Origin of the sequence: Azohydromonas aeria (assembly GCF_009760915.1) — a bacterium.
GTDB classification, from domain to species: domain Bacteria; phylum Pseudomonadota; class Gammaproteobacteria; order Burkholderiales; family Burkholderiaceae_C; genus Azohydromonas; species Azohydromonas aeria.
On the sequence record NZ_VIDQ01000114.1, the window covers coordinates 1 to 16367 of the forward strand.

Annotated in this window: 14 protein-coding genes and 1 tRNA gene; 7 read left to right on the top strand and 8 right to left on the bottom strand. The window is 70.7% G+C overall.

Features of this window, described 5'->3' with window-relative positions:
- The 3 genes from FJ694_RS33535 to FJ694_RS33545 all read right to left on the bottom strand — a co-directional run.
- A partial coding sequence (locus tag FJ694_RS33535; protein WP_157271867.1) for a transglutaminase TgpA family protein occupies positions 1-1789 on the bottom strand: 1789 nt, incomplete at its 3' end.
- A 16-nt stretch (positions 1790-1805) separates the two neighbouring features.
- A complete protein-coding gene (locus tag FJ694_RS33540; RefSeq protein ID WP_157271868.1) occupies positions 1806-2771 on the bottom strand; it encodes a DUF58 domain-containing protein in 966 nt (321 codons plus the stop codon).
- A 19-nt stretch (positions 2772-2790) separates the two neighbouring features.
- Entirely contained in the window at positions 2791-3717 is a 927-nt protein-coding gene (locus FJ694_RS33545; protein ID WP_157271869.1) for an AAA family ATPase, read from the bottom strand.
- Positions 3718-3748: 31 nt separating this feature from the next.
- On the opposite strand from FJ694_RS33545, the gene FJ694_RS33550 reads away from it, so the two are divergent.
- The 3 genes from FJ694_RS33550 to FJ694_RS33560 all read left to right on the top strand — a co-directional run bounded on the left by FJ694_RS33550 (position 3749) and on the right by FJ694_RS33560 (position 7020).
- Positions 3749-4690, top strand: a complete 942-nt coding sequence (locus FJ694_RS33550) for a histone deacetylase family protein (RefSeq protein WP_157271870.1) — start codon at positions 3749-3751, stop codon at positions 4688-4690.
- 107 nt (positions 4691-4797) lie between these two features.
- Complete coding sequence (locus tag FJ694_RS33555) at positions 4798-6201, top strand: mechanosensitive ion channel family protein (RefSeq protein ID WP_157271871.1); 1404 nt, start codon at positions 4798-4800, stop codon at positions 6199-6201.
- 177 nt (positions 6202-6378) lie between these two features.
- The gene (locus tag FJ694_RS33560) at positions 6379-7020 is read left to right on the top strand and encodes a hypothetical protein (protein WP_157271872.1); all 642 of its coding nucleotides are present in this window, start codon (positions 6379-6381) and stop codon (positions 7018-7020) included.
- Between the two features lie 70 nt (positions 7021-7090).
- On the opposite strand, the gene FJ694_RS33565 is transcribed toward FJ694_RS33560, so the two are convergent.
- Together FJ694_RS33565 and FJ694_RS33570 are read right to left on the bottom strand one after the other, a co-directional pair.
- Positions 7091-8617 (bottom strand): fumarate hydratase, encoded by a 1527-nt coding sequence (locus tag FJ694_RS33565; protein ID WP_157271873.1) that lies wholly within the window; start codon positions 8615-8617, stop codon positions 7091-7093.
- Between the two features lie 174 nt (positions 8618-8791).
- A complete protein-coding gene (locus FJ694_RS33570; RefSeq protein WP_157271874.1) occupies positions 8792-9406 on the bottom strand; it encodes a TIGR00645 family protein in 615 nt (204 codons plus the stop codon).
- Between the two features lie 174 nt (positions 9407-9580).
- On the opposite strand from FJ694_RS33570, the gene acs reads away from it, so the two are divergent.
- Entirely contained in the window at positions 9581-11551 is a 1971-nt protein-coding gene (gene acs / locus FJ694_RS33575; protein ID WP_157271875.1) for an acetate--CoA ligase, read from the top strand.
- A gap of 181 nt (positions 11552-11732) precedes the next feature.
- Here the strand turns inward: acs and FJ694_RS33580 are convergent, their stop codons facing one another.
- From FJ694_RS33580 to ilvD, 3 genes are all read right to left on the bottom strand, one after another.
- Positions 11733-12041 carry a c-type cytochrome gene (locus tag FJ694_RS33580; RefSeq protein WP_157271876.1) on the bottom strand — a complete coding sequence of 103 codons (309 nt, stop codon included), beginning with the start codon at positions 12039-12041 and terminating at the stop codon, positions 11733-11735.
- A 93-nt stretch (positions 12042-12134) separates the two neighbouring features.
- Positions 12135-12443 carry a c-type cytochrome gene (locus FJ694_RS33585; protein ID WP_157271877.1) on the bottom strand — a complete coding sequence of 103 codons (309 nt, stop codon included), beginning with the start codon at positions 12441-12443 and terminating at the stop codon, positions 12135-12137.
- 170 nt (positions 12444-12613) lie between these two features.
- A complete protein-coding gene (gene ilvD, locus FJ694_RS33590; RefSeq protein ID WP_157271878.1) occupies positions 12614-14293 on the bottom strand; it encodes a dihydroxy-acid dehydratase in 1680 nt (559 codons plus the stop codon).
- Between the two features lie 217 nt (positions 14294-14510).
- Between ilvD and lgt the strand changes: the two genes are divergently transcribed.
- The 3 genes from lgt (at position 14511) to FJ694_RS33605 (ending at position 16140) form a co-directional block, all read left to right on the top strand.
- Positions 14511-15308: a prolipoprotein diacylglyceryl transferase gene (lgt, locus tag FJ694_RS33595; protein WP_157271879.1), complete on the top strand. Its 798-nt coding sequence runs from the start codon at positions 14511-14513 to the stop codon at positions 15306-15308.
- A gap of 11 nt (positions 15309-15319) precedes the next feature.
- The gene (gene dnaQ / locus FJ694_RS33600) at positions 15320-16012 is read left to right on the top strand and encodes a DNA polymerase III subunit epsilon (RefSeq protein ID WP_157271880.1); all 693 of its coding nucleotides are present in this window, start codon (positions 15320-15322) and stop codon (positions 16010-16012) included.
- 53 nt (positions 16013-16065) lie between these two features.
- Positions 16066-16140 (top strand) — tRNA-Val (locus FJ694_RS33605).
- Positions 16141-16367 lie beyond the last annotated feature (227 nt).

Here is a 16367-nt window from a genome sequence, read left to right on the forward strand (position 1 = left end):
GGCGCGGCTGCAGCCGCAGCCACGGGTCGCGCGGGCGGCGCAGGCCGCGCGCCGCGGCCAGGGCGCCGACCAGGCCGGCCAGCGCCAGCGCGCCGCCCAGCAGCCGCAGCAGCGTGTCCGTGCCCGGCGCCTCGATGCCCAGGCGGCGCAGCAACCGGAACTGCTCGGCGCGCGAGTACTGCAGCACCGTGCGGTTCCAGGCGGCGTTGAAGCCGTCGCGCGCGCCGTGCCAGCGCTGCAGCAGCGCCGGGCTCCAGTACTGCAGCGCCTGGCTCAGCAGGTCGCCGTCCTGCAGCAGCGCGGACTGGCGCACGCGGTCGGGCGCCACCGCGGCGGTGGGGTCCACGCGGCGCCAGCCCCGGCCGTCGATCCAGACCTCGGCCCAGGCATGGGCGTGGCGGTTGCGCACGCTCCACCAGCCCTGGGCGTCGGGTGGGTCGGCGCCCTGGTAGCCGGTGACGATGCGCGCGGGCACGTCCAGCGCACGCATCACCACCACGAAGGCGGCGGCGAAGTGCTCGCAAAAGCCCTCGCGGCGGTCGATCCAGAACGCGTCCACCGCGTGCGGCCCCGGCGCGCCGCCGCCGGGCGCGAGCGTGTAGGCGAAGCCGCCCTGGCGGACGTGGGTGAGCACCGCCTCCACCAGCGCCGCGGCGTCGGCCTGCGGCAGGCGCTGGCGCAGCGCGGCGGCCCACTGCAGCGTGCGCGGGTTGAAGCCCGCGGGCAGCTGCACGTCGTCGCGCAGCGCGGCCGTGGCCTGCAGCGGGCCGATCTCGTAGTCGGGCCAGGCATGGGCCTGCAGCGCCATGGGGCCGGCGAGCGGGCGCTGCAGCGTCCAGCCGCCCTGGGCTTCGAGCTGCACGGGCAGCCGCAGCGTGTCCACCAGCGCCGTGAGCTCCAGCAGCGGCAGGGCCGGCAGCGGCGAGGGTTTCAGCAGCATCTCGTAGCGCAGGCCGGGGCCGTTGAGCTGCAGCGGCGGTGCCGGCTCGTGCGTGGGGCGCGGGCGCCACTCGCGCCCGTCGAAGTCCGAGAGCACCGGGCCGCGCCAGTACAGCGCCTCCAGCGGCGGGGCCGGGCCGTCGAAGCGCACGCGGAAAGCCTCGCGGTCGTCGCGCGCCAGCGCTTCCATGCCGCCCAGGCTCAGCCGCCCGGACAGCCCCGTCTGCGCTAGCGGCGGCGCCGGCGGCCCCCACAGCGGCCCCAGGCGCGGGAACAGCAGGAACAGCAGCAGCGCCAGCGGCGCGCCGCGCAGTGCCGCGCCGGCGGCCACGCCCGCGGCCTCGCGCAGCGGCGGGTAGCCCAGCGGCCGGTGCGCCAGCACCAGCACCGTCATCAGGCCCCAGGCCGACAGCGCCGTGGCCAGCGCGCGCAGCGGCGTCTGGGTGTAGAGGAACTGCGTCAGGATCAGGAAGAAGCCCAGGAAGAACACCACCAGCGCGTCGCGCCGCGCATGCAGCTCCAGGGTTTTCAGCGCCATGAGCACCGCCAGCAGCGTCACGCCGGCGTCGCGCCCAAGCAGCGTGCCGTGGCTCCAGGCCGTGAGCGCCAGCGCCAGCGCCAGCAGCGACCAGCGCAGCGGCCGCGGCGGCAGCGGGCGGCGCAGCCAGGCCAGCCGCGCGCGCCACAGCAGCGTGGCGCCCACCAGCACGCCGCACCAGGGCGGCAGGTGCGCCGCGTGCGGCAGCAGCGTCCAGCCGATGACGAGCAGCAGGAACAGCAGGTCGCGCGTGGAGCGCGGCAGCGTGGGCGCGCCGAACAGCCGGGCCAGGAGCGGGGAGGAGGGCGCCATGCCTGGTTCTTTCCCGTCAATCCGTGGCAGCGGCGCCCGCCTCGTCCCACAGCGCCAGCGCCTGCAGCAGCCGCTGCCGGTGCAAGGGGCCGGTGCCGGGCGGGATGCGCACCCCGGGCAGCTCCAGCGCGCAGGGCACGTCGGCGCGCGCGGCGGCCAGCACCCAGGCCGCCAGCCGCGACAGCCGCGCCTCGGCGTCGCCGCCGCCGGCGTCCTGCCAGCGCAGGCTCAGCGGCGGCGGCGCGCCGGCCTGGCGCTCGCGCGTGACCAGCTCGCCGTGGTGCGCGCTCTTCTTCCACAGCAGCTCGTGCGGCGTGTCGCCGCGGCGGTAGGCGCGCACGCCGGCAAAGTCGCCGTCCTCCTCGCGCACCGCGCGGCCGGTTCCGGCCGACAGGGGCGGGCCCGTGCGCGGCAACGCCGGCGCGGCGGCTTCGGGCGCGGGCCAGGCCAGCGGCTGCGCGGCTGGCTGCCACAGCGTCCAGGCCCGGAACAGGCCGAAGGGATAGCTCGTCTGCACCCGCAGCAGCGGCAGCGCGTGGCGCCCGCGCGCGGGCGGCGTCCAGTGCAGCTCGACCACGCACTGCGCCGCGGCCGGCACGTCGGCCCAGGCCGGGCGCGAGCGCTCGGCCTGCCACACCAGCGCGATGCCGTGGCGCGCCGGCCCGGGATTGAGCAGCTCCACCTGCAGCGCCAGCGGCTGCCCGGCAAAGCCCGGCGCGGGCTCGCGCAGCTGCAGCTGCAGCCCGCGCAGCGTGCGGTGCGTCTGCAGCATCGAGGCGAAGGCCGCGCCCGCGAGCACGAAGCACAGCAGGTAGCCCAGCGCCAGCTGCAGGTTGATGGCGGCCAGCAGCATCAGCGCCAGCGTGGCGGCGAACAGCCAGCCCGCGCCGGTGGGCACGATGTAGAGGTTGCGCTGCTCGATGCGCCAGCGCGCGCTGCGCGGATGGCGCTTCAGGAGCCAGCGCTGGACGAGGTCTCGCATGCGCGACGGGCTTCGCGCCTCAGGGCAGCGGCACCGCTTCGAGCAGCGCGCGCACCTGCGCCGCGCGGCCGCGCCCGCTGTCGGCGGCCACCTGCAGCCGGTGTGCCAGCACCTGCACCGCCACGCCCTGCAAATCGTCGGGCGCCACGTAGTCGCGGCCCTGCAGCAGGGCGCGGGCGCGCGCCGCGCGCAGCCAGGCGATGCCCGCGCGCGGGCTCAGGCCCTGCGCGAACCAGCGCCCGTCGCGCGTGGTGGCAATGAGCGCCTGCAGATAGTCCAGCAGCGCGTCGGAGGCATGCACGCGCGCCACGGCGGCCTGCGCGGCCTGCAGCGCCGCGGGCGTCATCACCGGCTCCAGCCGCGCGATGGAGGCGCGCCGGTCCTCGCCCGAGAGCAGCGCGCGCTCGCTGGCGCGGTCCGGGTAGCCCAGCGTCAGGCACATCAGGAAGCGGTCGAGCTGGCTCTCGGGCAGCGGAAACGTGCCGAGCTGGTCGCCGGGGTTCTGCGTGGCGATGACGAAGAAGGGTGCGGGCAGCGGCCGGGTCTGGCCCTCGATGCTGACCTGCTGCTCCTCCATCGCCTCCAGCAGCGCGCTCTGGGTGCGCGGGCCGGCGCGGTTGATCTCGTCGGCCAGCAGCACTTGCGTGAACACCGGTCCGGGATGGAACACGAAGGCCTCGCGGCTGCGCTCCCACACGCCCACGCCCAGCAGGTCGCTGGGCAGCAGGTCGGCGGTGAACTGCACCCGCGCGAAGCGCAGGCCCAGCGACACCGCCAGCGCGTGCGCCAGCGTGGTCTTGCCCACACCGGGCAGGTCCTCGATGAGCAGGTGGCCGCCGGCGAGCAGGCAGGCCACGCAGTCCTCGACCTGCGCGCGCTTGCCCACCACCACGGTGCCGACCTGGTCCACAAGGCGTTGCAGGTGTTGGGCCGGGCGTTCGTTCATGGGGGTCACCATAAATCACAATGGTCCCGCCATGACGACCGCCTACTACAGCCACCCCGCCTGCCGCGCGCACGACATGGGCGCCGGCCACCCCGAGTGTCCGCAGCGCCTGGACGCCATCGCGGACCACCTGCGCGCCACCGGCCTGGACATCGCGCTGGACTGGCGCGAAGCCCCGCCGGCATCGATCGAAGCCCTGGAGCGTGCGCACAGCGCCCACTACGTGCTGGAGATGCAGGACCTGCTGCAGCGCCTGCGCGACGAGGGCGAGCGCCGCGCGCTCGACCCCGACACCGTGGCCTGCCCGGCCACCTGGGAGGCCGCGCTGCGCGCCGCCGGCGCCGCGCTGGCGGCCACCGACGCCGTGATCGACGGCAGCGCCGGCGCCGCCTTCTGCGCCGTGCGACCGCCCGGGCACCATGCCACGCGCGACGAGGCCATGGGCTTCTGCTTCTTCAACAACGTGGCCGTGGCCGCGCGCCACGCGCTCGACGTGCGCGGGCTGCAGCGCGTGGCGATCGTGGACTTCGACGTGCATCACGGCAACGGCACCGAGGACATCGTCGCCGGCGACGACCGCGTGCTCATGGTCAGCTTCTTCCAGCACCCGCTCTACCCGGGCAGCGGCGCCGTGCCGCTGGGCACCAACATGGTCAACGTGCCGGTGCCGCCCTACACGCGCGGGCCCGAGGTGCGCTCGCTGATCGAGGCGATGTGGCTGCAGCGGCTGGAGGAGTTCCGGCCGCAGATGGTCTTCATCTCCGCCGGCTTCGACGCGCACCGCGACGACGACCTGGGCCAGCTCGGCCTGGTGGAAGCCGACTACGCCTGGATCACGCGGCGCATCAAGGACGTGGCCGACCGCCATGCCGGCGGGCGCGTGGTCTCCTGCCTGGAAGGCGGCTACGACCTCGGCGCGCTCTCGCGCAGCGTGGCGGCGCACCTGCGCGTGCTGGCGGACCTGGCCGACTGACACGGCGGCGCGGCCCGGCACGGGCCGCTTGATTCCATGGAAAACACCGGGCCGCGGCGGCGTCCGTCGCGGCGCCGTGGACGACGACACGAGAGAGAGGGGAAGGGATGGATCCGACGGACCTGCAGGCGCTGCTCAGGGCGCTGACGCAGCGTGGCGCGCTCATCGAGCTGGGCACGCTCGCGCTCTGCCTGGCATTGGCCTGGCTGGTGGCCTGGACCGCGCGCGGCCGGCAGCCGCGCCCGCCGGGCGTGTGGTTCGGCGAGCACCTGGTGGACGGCGTGCTGCTGCCGATGCTCGCACTCGGCGCCGTGCTGGCGGCGCGCTGGGGACTGCCGGCCGGCGGCGTGGTGGCGCGCCCGGTGCTGCTGCAGCTGGCGGTGCCGATCCTGGCCTCGCTGCTGATCATCCGGCTGGGCGTGCGGGTGCTGCAGGTGGGCTTCCCGCGCTCGCAGCTGGTGCGCGTGGCCGAGCGCACGCTGTCGTGGGTGGTCTGGGTCGGGCTGGTGCTGTGGCTCACCGGCGTGCTGCCGCTGGTGCTGGAGGCGATGGAGGGCATCCACTGGAAGGTGGGCGGTTCCGACATCTCGCTGCGTAGCCTGGTGGAAGGGGCGCTGTCCTCGGTGGTGGTGATGGTGCTGGCGCTGTGGCTGTCCTCGGCCATCGAGACGCGGCTGCTGTCGGGCACGGGCGAGCCGGGCTTCGGCGGCAACCTGTCGCTGCGCAAGATCGCCGCCAACCTCACGCGCGCGCTGCTGCTGCTGGTCGGGCTGCTGCTGGCGCTCTCCGCCGCGGGCATCCCGCTGGCGGCGCTGTCGGTGTTCGGCGGCGCCCTGGGCGTGGGCATCGGCTTCGGGCTGCAGAAGCTGGCCTCCAACTACGTCTCGGGCTTCGTGATCCTGGCCGAGCGCAGCTTGCGCATCGGCGACGTGGTGAAGGTGGACAACTTCGAGGGCCGCATCTCCGACATCAACACCCGCTTCACCGTGGTGCGCGCGCTCAACGGGCGCGAGTCGATCGTGCCGAATGAACTGCTGATCACGCAGCGGGTGGAGAACCTGTCGCTGTCGGACCCGCGCGTGGTGCTCACGAGCTCGGTGCAGGTGCCCTACGGCACGGACCTCGACGCGCTGATCCCGCGCCTGGTGGCGGTGGTGGGCGCCGTGCCGCGCGTGCTGGCCGAGCCGGCGCCGGCGGTGCTGCTCAACAGCTTCGCCGCCGACGGGCTGGACCTGACGGTGTCGTACTGGATCGGCGACCCCGAGAACGGCACCGGCGGGGTGCGCAGCGACGTCAACCGCGCCCTGCTGCGCGAGCTGCAGACGCAGCACATCGACATTCCCTTCCCGCAGCGCGTGGTGCAGGTGCAGGCCGCGCCGGGGGCCGAGGCCGCGGCGCAGCTGCTGCAGGGGCAGCCGGCGCCGGTGCCGTCCACGCCGACCGCGCCGCCGCAGCCGCAGCCGGCGCCGGCAGCAGCGTCGCCATCGCCATCGCCGGGCGTGACGTCCTGACGCGGGCCGCGTGCATTGCGGCACGCCGGCGGCGGGCGGGGCGTCGCCGGGTGGGATTTGCAGGCCTTTTCAGGGGCTGGGAGGGCGCCGCCGCGTGGCTCAATGCGTGCAGCCCGGTCCCGGGCGTGCGCCGGCACCGCCTGGCGCGCCACCTCCCAGCACCCCACTTCCCGTCTCATGAAGCAGTACCTGATGGCCGCCGCGCTGCTCGCGGCCACATCCGCCTTTGCCGGCGACGTCTACGTCGGCGCCGGCCTGCCCGGCCTGCAGTTGGGCTATGCGCAGCCGGTGTCCGACAGCGTCTCGCTGCGCGCCGACTTCAGCACCCTCGGCCGCCTCGACCGCACCCGCGCCGAGGACAACCTGAACTACGACGCCAGGATCAAGGCCGACCGCCTGGGCCTGTTCGCCGACTGGTTCTTCGCCGGCAGCTGGCGCGCCGTCGGCGGCCTGACCTTCACCAACGCCCGTGCCGACCTGCGCGGCAGCGGCAACGGCGGCAACATCACCATCGGCAGCCGTACCTACACCGCCGGCCCCAACGAGGGTTTCGACGTGGTGGCGAAGTTCCCGCGCACCATGCCGTACCTGGGCATCGGCTACGGCCGCCATGCGCAGGCGCAGAAGGGCTGGAGCCTGGCCTTTGACCTGGGGCTGTCCATCGGCAAGCCCAGGGTCAGCGGCGCGGTGCGCGGTCCGCTGCTGTCGCAGGTGGTGGACCCCGCGGACGTCGAGCGCGAGTTGGCCGACATCCGCGACGATGCCGACAGGATCAAGGGCATCCCGCAGCTGTCGCTGGCGGTGAACTACCGCTTCTGACACGCCGCGCTGCGGCACATGAAAAAAACGGCGCCCTCGGGCGCCGTTTCTCATCGGGGGCGTGAGCCGGTCAGGCCACGGCCACGGGGATCTTGCCGATCCTGGCCTGCCACTCGGCCGGGCCCGTCTGGTGCACGCTGGTGCCGCTGGCGTCCACGGCCACGGTCACGGGCATGTCCTTGACCTCGAACTCGTAGATGGCTTCCATGCCCAGGTCGGCGAAGCCCACCACCTTGGCCGACTTGATGGCCTTGGACACGAGGTAGGCGGCGCCGCCCACGGCCATGAGGTAGGCGCTGCCGTGCTTGCGGATGGCCTCGATGGCGGCGGGGCCGCGCTCGGCCTTGCCGACCATGGAGATCAGGCCGGTCTTTGCCAGCATCATCTCGGTGAACTTGTCCATGCGCGTGGCCGTGGTCGGGCCGGCCGGGCCCACCACCTCGTCGCGCACCGGATCGACCGGGCCGACGTAGTAGATGACGCGGTTGGTGAAGTCCACGGGCAGCGGCTCGCCCTTGGCCAGCATGTCCTGGATGCGCTTGTGCGCGGCGTCGCGGCCGGTGAGCATCTTGCCGTTGAGCAGCAGCGTGTCGCCGGGCTTCCAGCTCGCCACTTCTTCCCGGGTCAGCGTGTCGAGGTTGACCTGCTTGCTCTTGTTGTAGTCCGGCGCCCAGGCCACGTTGGGCCACAGGTCCAGGCTCGGCGGCTCCAGGTAGGCCGGGCCCGAGCCGTCGAGCACGAAGTGCGCGTGGCGCGTGGCGGCGCAGTTGGGGATCATCGCCACGGGCTTGGAAGCGGCGTGCGTGGGGTAGGTCTTGATCTTGATGTCGAGCACCGTGGTCAGGCCGCCCAGGCCCTGGGCGCCGATGCCCAGCGCGTTGACCTTCTCGTAGAGCTCCAGGCGCAGCTCCTCGAGCTTGTTGCTCGGCCCGCGCTGCTGCAGCTCGTACATGTCGATGTCTTCCATCAGCGCTTCCTTGGCCATGAGCATGGCCTTCTCGGCGGTGCCGCCGACGCCGATGCCCAGCATGCCCGGCGGGCACCAGCCCGCGCCCATCAGCGGCACGGTCTTGAGCACCCAGTCCACCAGGTTGTCGCTGGGGTTCATCATCACGAACTTGGTCTTGTTCTCGCTGCCGCCGCCCTTGGCCGCCACGGTCACGTCCACCGTGTTGCCCGGCACCAGGCTCATGTGGATCACGGCGGGCGTGTTGTCCTTGGTGTTCTTGCGGGCGAAGATCGGGTCGTCCAGCACCGAGGCGCGCAGCACGTTGTCCGGGTTGAGGTAGCCGCGGCGCACGCCCTCGTTGACGGCATCCTCGATCGAGCCGGTGAAGCCTTCGAGCTTCACGTCCATGCCGATCTTGAGGAAGACGTTGACGATGCCGGTGTCCTGGCAGATCGGGCGGCGCCCTTCGGCCGACATCTTCGAGTTGGTCAGGATCTGCGCGATGGCGTCCTTGGCCGCCGGGCTCTCCTCGCGCTCGTAGGCGCGGGCGAGGTGGGCGATGTAGTCGCTGGGGTGATAGTACGAGATGTACTGGAGCGCTCCAGCGACGCTCTCGATCAGGTCGCTCTGCTTGATGATCGTGGTCATGGGGACACCGGGGAGGGTGGTTGAGACAAACCTGCCAATGGTAGCGGCGCACCTGAGGTCAGCCTGACACGGGGGCCGTTGCAGAGGTCACGCCGCGCGCGGCGCGGGCGCCCAAAAAGGCAGCAAGCCGCGCGGTGCGCGGCTTGCCGTGGCGACAAGCTCAGATGCTGAGCCTCAATGCCTGTCCGGCTTGCCGTGGCCCGGCGGGGTCAGCAGCCGGTCGGTCAGGGCAATGGCCATGGCCGAGAGCAGGAAGGCGACGTGGATCACGGTCTGCCACATCAGCACCTTCTCGGTGTAGTTCTCGGCGTTGATGAAGGTCTTGAGCAGGTGGATCGAGCTGATGCCGATGATGGCCGTGGCCAGCTTGACCTTGAGCACCGAGGCGTTGACGTGGCTGAGCCACTCGGGCTGGTCGGGGTGGCCTTCGAGGTTCATGCGCGACACGAAGGTCTCGTAGCCGCCGACGATGACCATGATCAGCAGGTTGGAGATCATCACCACGTCGATCAGGCCCAGCACCACCAGCATGATCACGGTCTCGTTGAGCTTGGGTTCCCAGTCGGGCCCGGCCTTGTAGCCGATGCTGTTGACCAGCGACTGCAGCGCCTGGCTGTCGCCCAGCGCGGCCTGCACCAGGTGCGCCAGCTCCACCCAGAAATGGAACACGTACACGCCCTGCGCCAGGATCAACCCCAGGTACAGCGGCAGCTGCAGCCAGCGGCTGGCGAAAATCATGTTGGGCAGCGGGCGCATGCGCGCCTGGGTGGGGTCGTGAAGCCTGGCCATGGGTCCCTTTTTGATGTGGCTGAAATCGGGCCGATTCTAGGGTTCTCCCTTGCTGCAGCGCAGCAGTGAGTAAGGCCTTCGTCAGGCCGGTTGGACACAGTCGATTCGTCCGCCCGGTGAGGCTTATTTCACGGGCAATGCACACGAGCCAACGCAGGAACGCAGGAGACATCCATGAGCGAAGCCGATACCAAGCTGTACACCCCCACCCCCGAGCAGGCGCAGGGCGCCTACGTCGCGGGCATGGAGGCCTACCAGGCCCTGGTGGCCGAGGCCGAGGCCGACTACGAGGGCTACTGGGGCCGCCTGGCCAAGGAACTGATCAGCTGGAAGCAGCCGTTCACGCAGGTGCTCGACAGCTCCAACGCGCCGTTCTTCAAGTGGTTCGCCGACGGCAAGCTCAACGCCTCCTACAACTGCCTGGACCGCAACGTCGAGGGCGGCAAGGGCGACAAGACCGCCATCATCTTCGAGGCCGACGGCGGCGAGGTCACCAAGGTGACCTACAGCGAGCTGCTCGACCGCACCTGCCGCCTGGCCAACGCGCTCAAGGCCCAGGGCGTGCAGAAGGGCGACCGCGTCGTCATCTACATCGCCATGTCGATCGACGGCGTGGTGGCCATGCAGGCCTGCGCCCGCATCGGCGCGACGCACTCGGTGGTGTTCGGCGGCTTCTCGGCGCAGTCGCTGCGCGACCGCATCGAGGACACCGGCGCCAAGCTGATCATCACCGCCGACCACCAGGTGCGCGGCGGCAAGCAGCTGCCCCTGAAGGGCATCGTTGACGAGGCCCTGGCGCTGGGCGGCTGCGACTCGGTGGCCAAGGTGCTGGTGGTCAAGCGCAGCGGCGCGGGCATCGCCATGACCGAAGGCCGCGACGTCTGGATGGACGACGCCCTGGCCGGCCAGGACAACGTGTGCGAGCCCGAGTGGGTCGAGGCCGAGCACCCGCTGTTCCTGCTCTACACCTCCGGCTCCACCGGCAAGCCCAAGGGCGTGCAGCACTCCACCGGCGGCTACCTGCTGCACGCGGCGCTGACCACGAAGTGGACCTTCGACCTCAAGGACAGCGACGTCTTCTGGTGCACGGCCGACATCGGCTGGGTCACGGGCCACACCTACATCACCTACGGCCCGCTGGCCCTGGGCGGCACGGAGATCGTGTTCGAGGGCGTGCCCACCTACCCGGACGCCGGCCGCTTCTGGAAGATGATCCAGGACCACAAGGTCAGCATCTTCTACACCGCGCCGACCGCCATCCGCTCGCTGATCAAGGCCGCCGAGAGCAACGAGGCCGTGCATCCGAAGAGCTACGACCTGAGCTCGCTGCGCATCCTGGGCTCGGTGGGCGAGCCCATCAACCCGGCCGCCTGGGAGTGGTACCACCAGCACGTCGGCGGCGGCCGCTGCCCGATCGTGGACACCTTCTGGCAGACCGAGACCGGCGGCCACATGATCACGCCGCTGCCGGGCGCCACGCCGCTGGTGCCGGGCTCGTGCACGCTGCCGTTCCCCGGCATCCAGGCCGCGGTGGTGGACGAGACGGGCAAGGAAGTGCCCTGGGGCCAGGGCGGCATCCTGGTCGTCAAGAAGCCGTGGCCGTCGATGATCCGCACCATCTGGGGCGACCCCGAGCGCTTCAAGAAGAGCTACTACCCCGAGGACTTCAAGGGCCAGCTCTATCTCGCCGGCGACGGCGCGATCCGCGACGAGAAGACGGGCTACTTCACCATCACCGGCCGCATCGACGACGTGCTCAACGTCTCGGGCCACCGCATGGGCACGATGGAGATCGAGTCCGCGCTGGTGAGCTGCACCGAGCTGGTGGCCGAGGCCGCCGTGGTGGGCCGCCCCGACGAGACCACCGGCGAGGCCATCTGCGCCTTCGTCGTGCTCAAGCGTCCGCGCCCCACCGGCGACGAGGCCAAGGCGATCGCCAAGCAGCTGCGCGACCACATCGCCAAGGAAATCGGCCCGATCGCCAAGCCCAAGGACATCCGCTTCGGCGACAACCTGCCCAAGACCCGCTCGGGCAAGATCATGCGCCGCCTGCTGCGCTCGGTGGCCAAGAACGAGGCCGTCACGCAGGACACCTCCACGCTGGAGAACCCGGCCATCCTGGACCAGCTCGGCCAGGCCTACTGATGACGTCGTCCCAGCCGGTTGCTCAGGCAACCGGCTGGGAGCGCATCACACAAGAAAGCCCCGCGCCGCGGGGCTTTTTCGCTGGTGGATGCAGGCGCTGCAGCGGCCGAGCGGGCAGCAAAAAGCCCTGCGGTGCAGGGCTTCCCGGAGCTTCCCGCGCCTGGCGGCGCCGCAGGTGCGCTTACTTGACGGACAGCACCCAGTTGGCCAGCGTCTTGGCCTCCTCGGCCGAGACCTGCGGGTTCGGCGGCATGGCCACCGGGCCGAAGGAGCCGGCGCCGCCCTTCATGATCTTCTCGGCCAGCTTGTCGGCGATGCCCTTCTCGCCGGCGTACTTGGCGGCCACGTCCTTGAAGGCCGGGCCGATGAGCTTCTTGTCCATGGCGTGGCAGGCCATGCAGCTCTTTTCCTGCGCCAGCTTGTCGTTGGCGAAGGCCGGCGCGGCGGCGGTGGCGGCCAGCGCGGCCAGCAGGGCGATCAGCTTGTTCATCTTGGTTGTCTCCTCACTCGGGATTTGTGCAGAAAAAAGCCCTGCGCAGCAGGGCTTGGCCGTGACGTCGACGTCAGTGCCGGCGCAGCCGGATCACTTGGTCGACAGCACCCACTTGGCCAGCGTCTTGGCCTCGTCGGCCGACACTTGCGGATTGGCCGGCATCGGCACCGGGCCCCAGACGCCCGCGCCGCCCTTGACGATCTTCTCGGCCAGCTTGGCCTCGGCGGTCTTGTCGCCGGCGTACTTCTTGGCCACTTCCTGGTAAGACGGGCCGACGACCTTCTTGTCCACGGCGTGGCAGGCCAGGCAGTTCTTCTTCTGGGCCAGATCCTGGCTGGCGAAGGCGGGGGACGAGACGACCGCGGCGGCGGCCACGATCATAGGGAACACGAACTTCATGATGTCCTTTCGGGCAGGGGAATTCGATCTGGTGGGTCGGTCAGGGTGCGCCACCGGCGCAGGGCCTGCAACGCAATTTTATGGGCCGCGGTTGACCGCACCCTGACCCAGCGCAGCACTTTCGCGCCCGGGTGCGCCCGAAGCACCCGATGCCGCGCAACGCTCCTGCTTCAGTCGAACTTGTCCAGCACCGCGCCGGCGGAGGCACTGCAGGCGTTGCGCGCGAACTTGGCCAGCACGCCGCGGGTGTAGCGCGGCGCGGGCTGGCGCCACTGCGCGCGCCGGCGCGCGAGCTCGGCATCATCGACGTGCAGTTGCAGCAGCAGCCGGTGCGCGTCGATGGTGATCGAGTCGCCCTCCTGCACCAGCGCGATGGTGCCGCCGTCGTAGGCTTCGGGCGCGACGTGGCCCACGACCATGCCCCAGGTGCCGCCGGAGAAGCGGCCGTCCGTGACCAGGCCCACGCTCTCGCCCAGGCCCTGGCCGATGAGCGCGCCGGTGGGCGCGAGCATTTCCGGCATGCCCGGGCCGCCCTTGGGGCCCAGGTAGCGCAGCACCATCACGTCGCCGGCCTTGATCTGCCCGGCCATGATCGCCGCCAGCGCCGACTGCTCGTCGTCGAACACGCGCGCCGGGCCGGTGATGACCGGGTTCTTCAGCCCGGTGATCTTGGCCACGCAGCCTTCGGGCGAGAGGTTGCCCTTGAGGATGGCCAGGTGGCCCTGCGCGTACAGCGGGTTGGAGACGGTGCGGATCACGGGGTTGTCGCTCGCCAGGTCGGGCACGTCGGCCAGGTTCTGCGCCACGGTCTTGCCGGTGATGGTCATGCAGTCGCCGTGCAGCAGCCCGGCCTTGAGCAGCTCCTTCATCACCGCGGGAATGCCGCCGGCACGGTGCAGGTCCACCGCCAGGTACCGGCCCGAGGGCTTCAGGTCGCACAGCACCGGCACCTTCTTGCGCATGCGCTCGAAGTCGTCGATCGTCCACTCGACTTCGGCGGCATGCGCGATGGCCAGGAAGTGCAGCACCGCGTTGGTCGAGCCGCCGGTGGCCATGATCACGGCCACGGCGTTCTCGATGCTTTCCCGGGTGACGATGTCGCGCGGCTTGAGGTCCTTCCTCACCGCTTCCACCAGCACCGCGGCGGCGCGCCGGGTGCTCTCCAGCTTCTCGTCGTGCGGGTTGGCCTCGGTGGAGGAGTAGGGCAGGCTCATGCCCAGCGCCTCGAAGGCCGAGCTCATGGTGTTGGCGGTGTACATGCCGCCGCAGGAGCCGGTGCCGGGAATGGCGCGCTTCTCGATCTGGTTGAAATCCTCCTCGCTCATCTTGCCGGCGGTGAACTGGCCCACGGCCTCGAACACGCTGACGATGTTGAGGTCCTGCCCCTTGTAGTGGCCCGGCAGGATGGTGCCGCCATAGACGTAGATGGACGGCACGTTGGCGCGCAGCATGCCCATCATCCCGCCGGGCATGTTCTTGTCGCAGCCGCCGATGACGAGCACGCCGTCCATCCACTGCCCGCCCACGCAGGTCTCGACGCAGTCGCTGATGACCTCGCGCGAGACCAGCGAGTACTTCATGCCCTCGGTGCCCATGGCCATGCCGTCGCTGATGGTGGGCGTGCCGAAGAGCTGCGCATTGGCGCCCGCGGCCTTGAGGCCCTCGACGGCCGCGTCGGCCAGGCGCTGCAGCCCGGAGTTGCAGGGCGTGATGGTCGAGTGGCCGTTGGCCACGCCGATCATGGGCTTGCCGAAGTCGCCCTCGGTGTAGCCCATGGCGTAGTACATCGAACGGTTCGGGGCGCGCGCCACGCCCTCGGTGATGTTCCTGGAACGGCGGTTGTCGCTCATGGAGTGCTCCTGCGGTGGGTGACGCGGCACGCGGGGCAAGGACCGCTTCGCGCCGATGGCGGGCATTGTGCTGCGCCGTCCAACCGGGTGTCCAAGGGGCGCATGGCGCGGGCCCGGCCCGCCGGGGCCGTGACAGGCCGGGCCGCTGCGCCCGCGCGCCAGGGAGGCGCAGCCGAGCGGCGACAATCCGCTGCCCCATGACAAGGAGAAGGCACTGATGCTCGTGCACCCCCAGTTCAATCCGATCGCCCTTTCGCTCGGTCCGTTGCAGGTGCACTGGTACGGCTTGACCTACATGGCCGCCTTCGGGCTGTTCCTGTGGCTGGCGGTGCTGCGCGCGCGGCGGCCCTGGTTCGCGCAGGCCGGCTGGACGCGGCGCGACGTCGAGGACCTGCTCTTCTTCGGCGTGCTGGGCGTGGTGCTGGGCGGGCGGCTGGGCTACGCGCTGTTCTACAAGCCCGGCTACTACGCCAGCCATCCGCTGGAGGTGCTGATGGTGTGGCGTGGGGGCATGTCCTTCCACGGCGGGCTGCTGGGCGTGCTGGCGGCGATGGCGCTCTATGCCCATCGGCGCAAGCGCCATTTCCTGGAAGTGACGGACCTGATCGCCCCGTGCATTCCCATCGGGCTGGCCTGCGGGCGCCTCGGCAACTTCATCAACGGTGAACTCTGGGGCCGCGCGGCCAGCCCGGACCTGCCCTGGGCCATGGTGTTTCCGCAGTCGGGCACCGACTTCCCGCGCCATCCCTCGCAGCTCTACCAGTTCGCGCTCGAAGGCCTGCTGCTGTTCGTGCTGCTTTGGCTCTACGCGCGCAAGCCGCACCCGCTGGGTCGCGTCTCGGGCATGTTCCTCATCGGCTACGGCGTGCTGCGCTTCGTGGCCGAGTACTTCCGCGAGCCCGACAGCTTCCTGGGACTGCTGGCGCTCAACATGAGCATGGGCCAGTGGCTGTGCGTGCCCATGGTGGTCGCGGGCGTGCTGTTGTGGACAGCCTCCGGGCGGCGCGCCCGCTAGCATCTCGCCCCATGCGACAGATCTTCCTGGACACCGAAACCACCGGCCTGAGCCCCGAGAACGGCGACCGCATCGTCGAGATCGGCTGCGTGGAGATGGTGGGGCGGCGCCTTAGCGGCCGCAACAAGCATTTCTATCTCAACCCCGAGCGCAAGAGCCACGAGGAGGCCGTGCGCATCCACGGCTTGACCGATGAGTTCCTCGCCGACAAGCCGAAGTTCGCGGCGGTGGCCGACGAGCTGATGGAGTTCCTGGCCGGGGCGGAAATCATCATCCACAACGCCGCGTTCGACGTCGGCTTCCTGAATGAGGAGCTGCGTCGCCTGGGCCGCGCGCCGCTGGGGCAGCAGGTGGCGCAAATCACCGACAGCCTGCTGATGGCGCGCGAGCTCTATCCGGGCAAGGCCAACTCGCTGGACGCGCTGTGCAAGCGCCTGGAAGTCGACAACACCAGCCGGACCTTCCACGGCGCGCTGCTCGACGCCGGGCTGCTGGCCGAGGTCTACATCCGCATGACGCGCGGGCAGAACGCGCTGGTCATTGAGGAAGAAGAGGAAACCGTGGTCGTGGAGCAGGACATTCCCGCCATCGACCTGACGCAATTCACCCTGCCGGTGCTGCGCGCCAGCGAGGCCGAGTGCCAGGCGCACGAGCTGATCCTGGGTGAACTCAAAAAATCCCGCACCGACCTTGCGCACTGGTGAAAACTCGTGCCATAATCGCGGTCTTCCGGAATGCGGCCGAGACAGCGAATTCCGGGCGGTTAGCTCAGCGGTAGAGCACTGCCTTCACACGGCAGGGGTCGCAGGTTCGAACCCTGCACCGCCCACCAAAAGTCAATAGCCCTCATGGCGCCAAGCGCCGCGAGAGCTAATTGGCGAAAGAGCAGCGATGCGGTGGCAAGTCGGAAAAATCGCCGCAAAATGTTGACAAAGTTTAAGAAACGATGTCATAATCTGCGGCTTCGCTGATCGACGGCGATGCTTGGTGAGTTGGGGTGCTGGTGGCGCGATGCGCGGCTGGCGTGACGAGCCAAGCGACGAGGTTGATTGGCAGAAG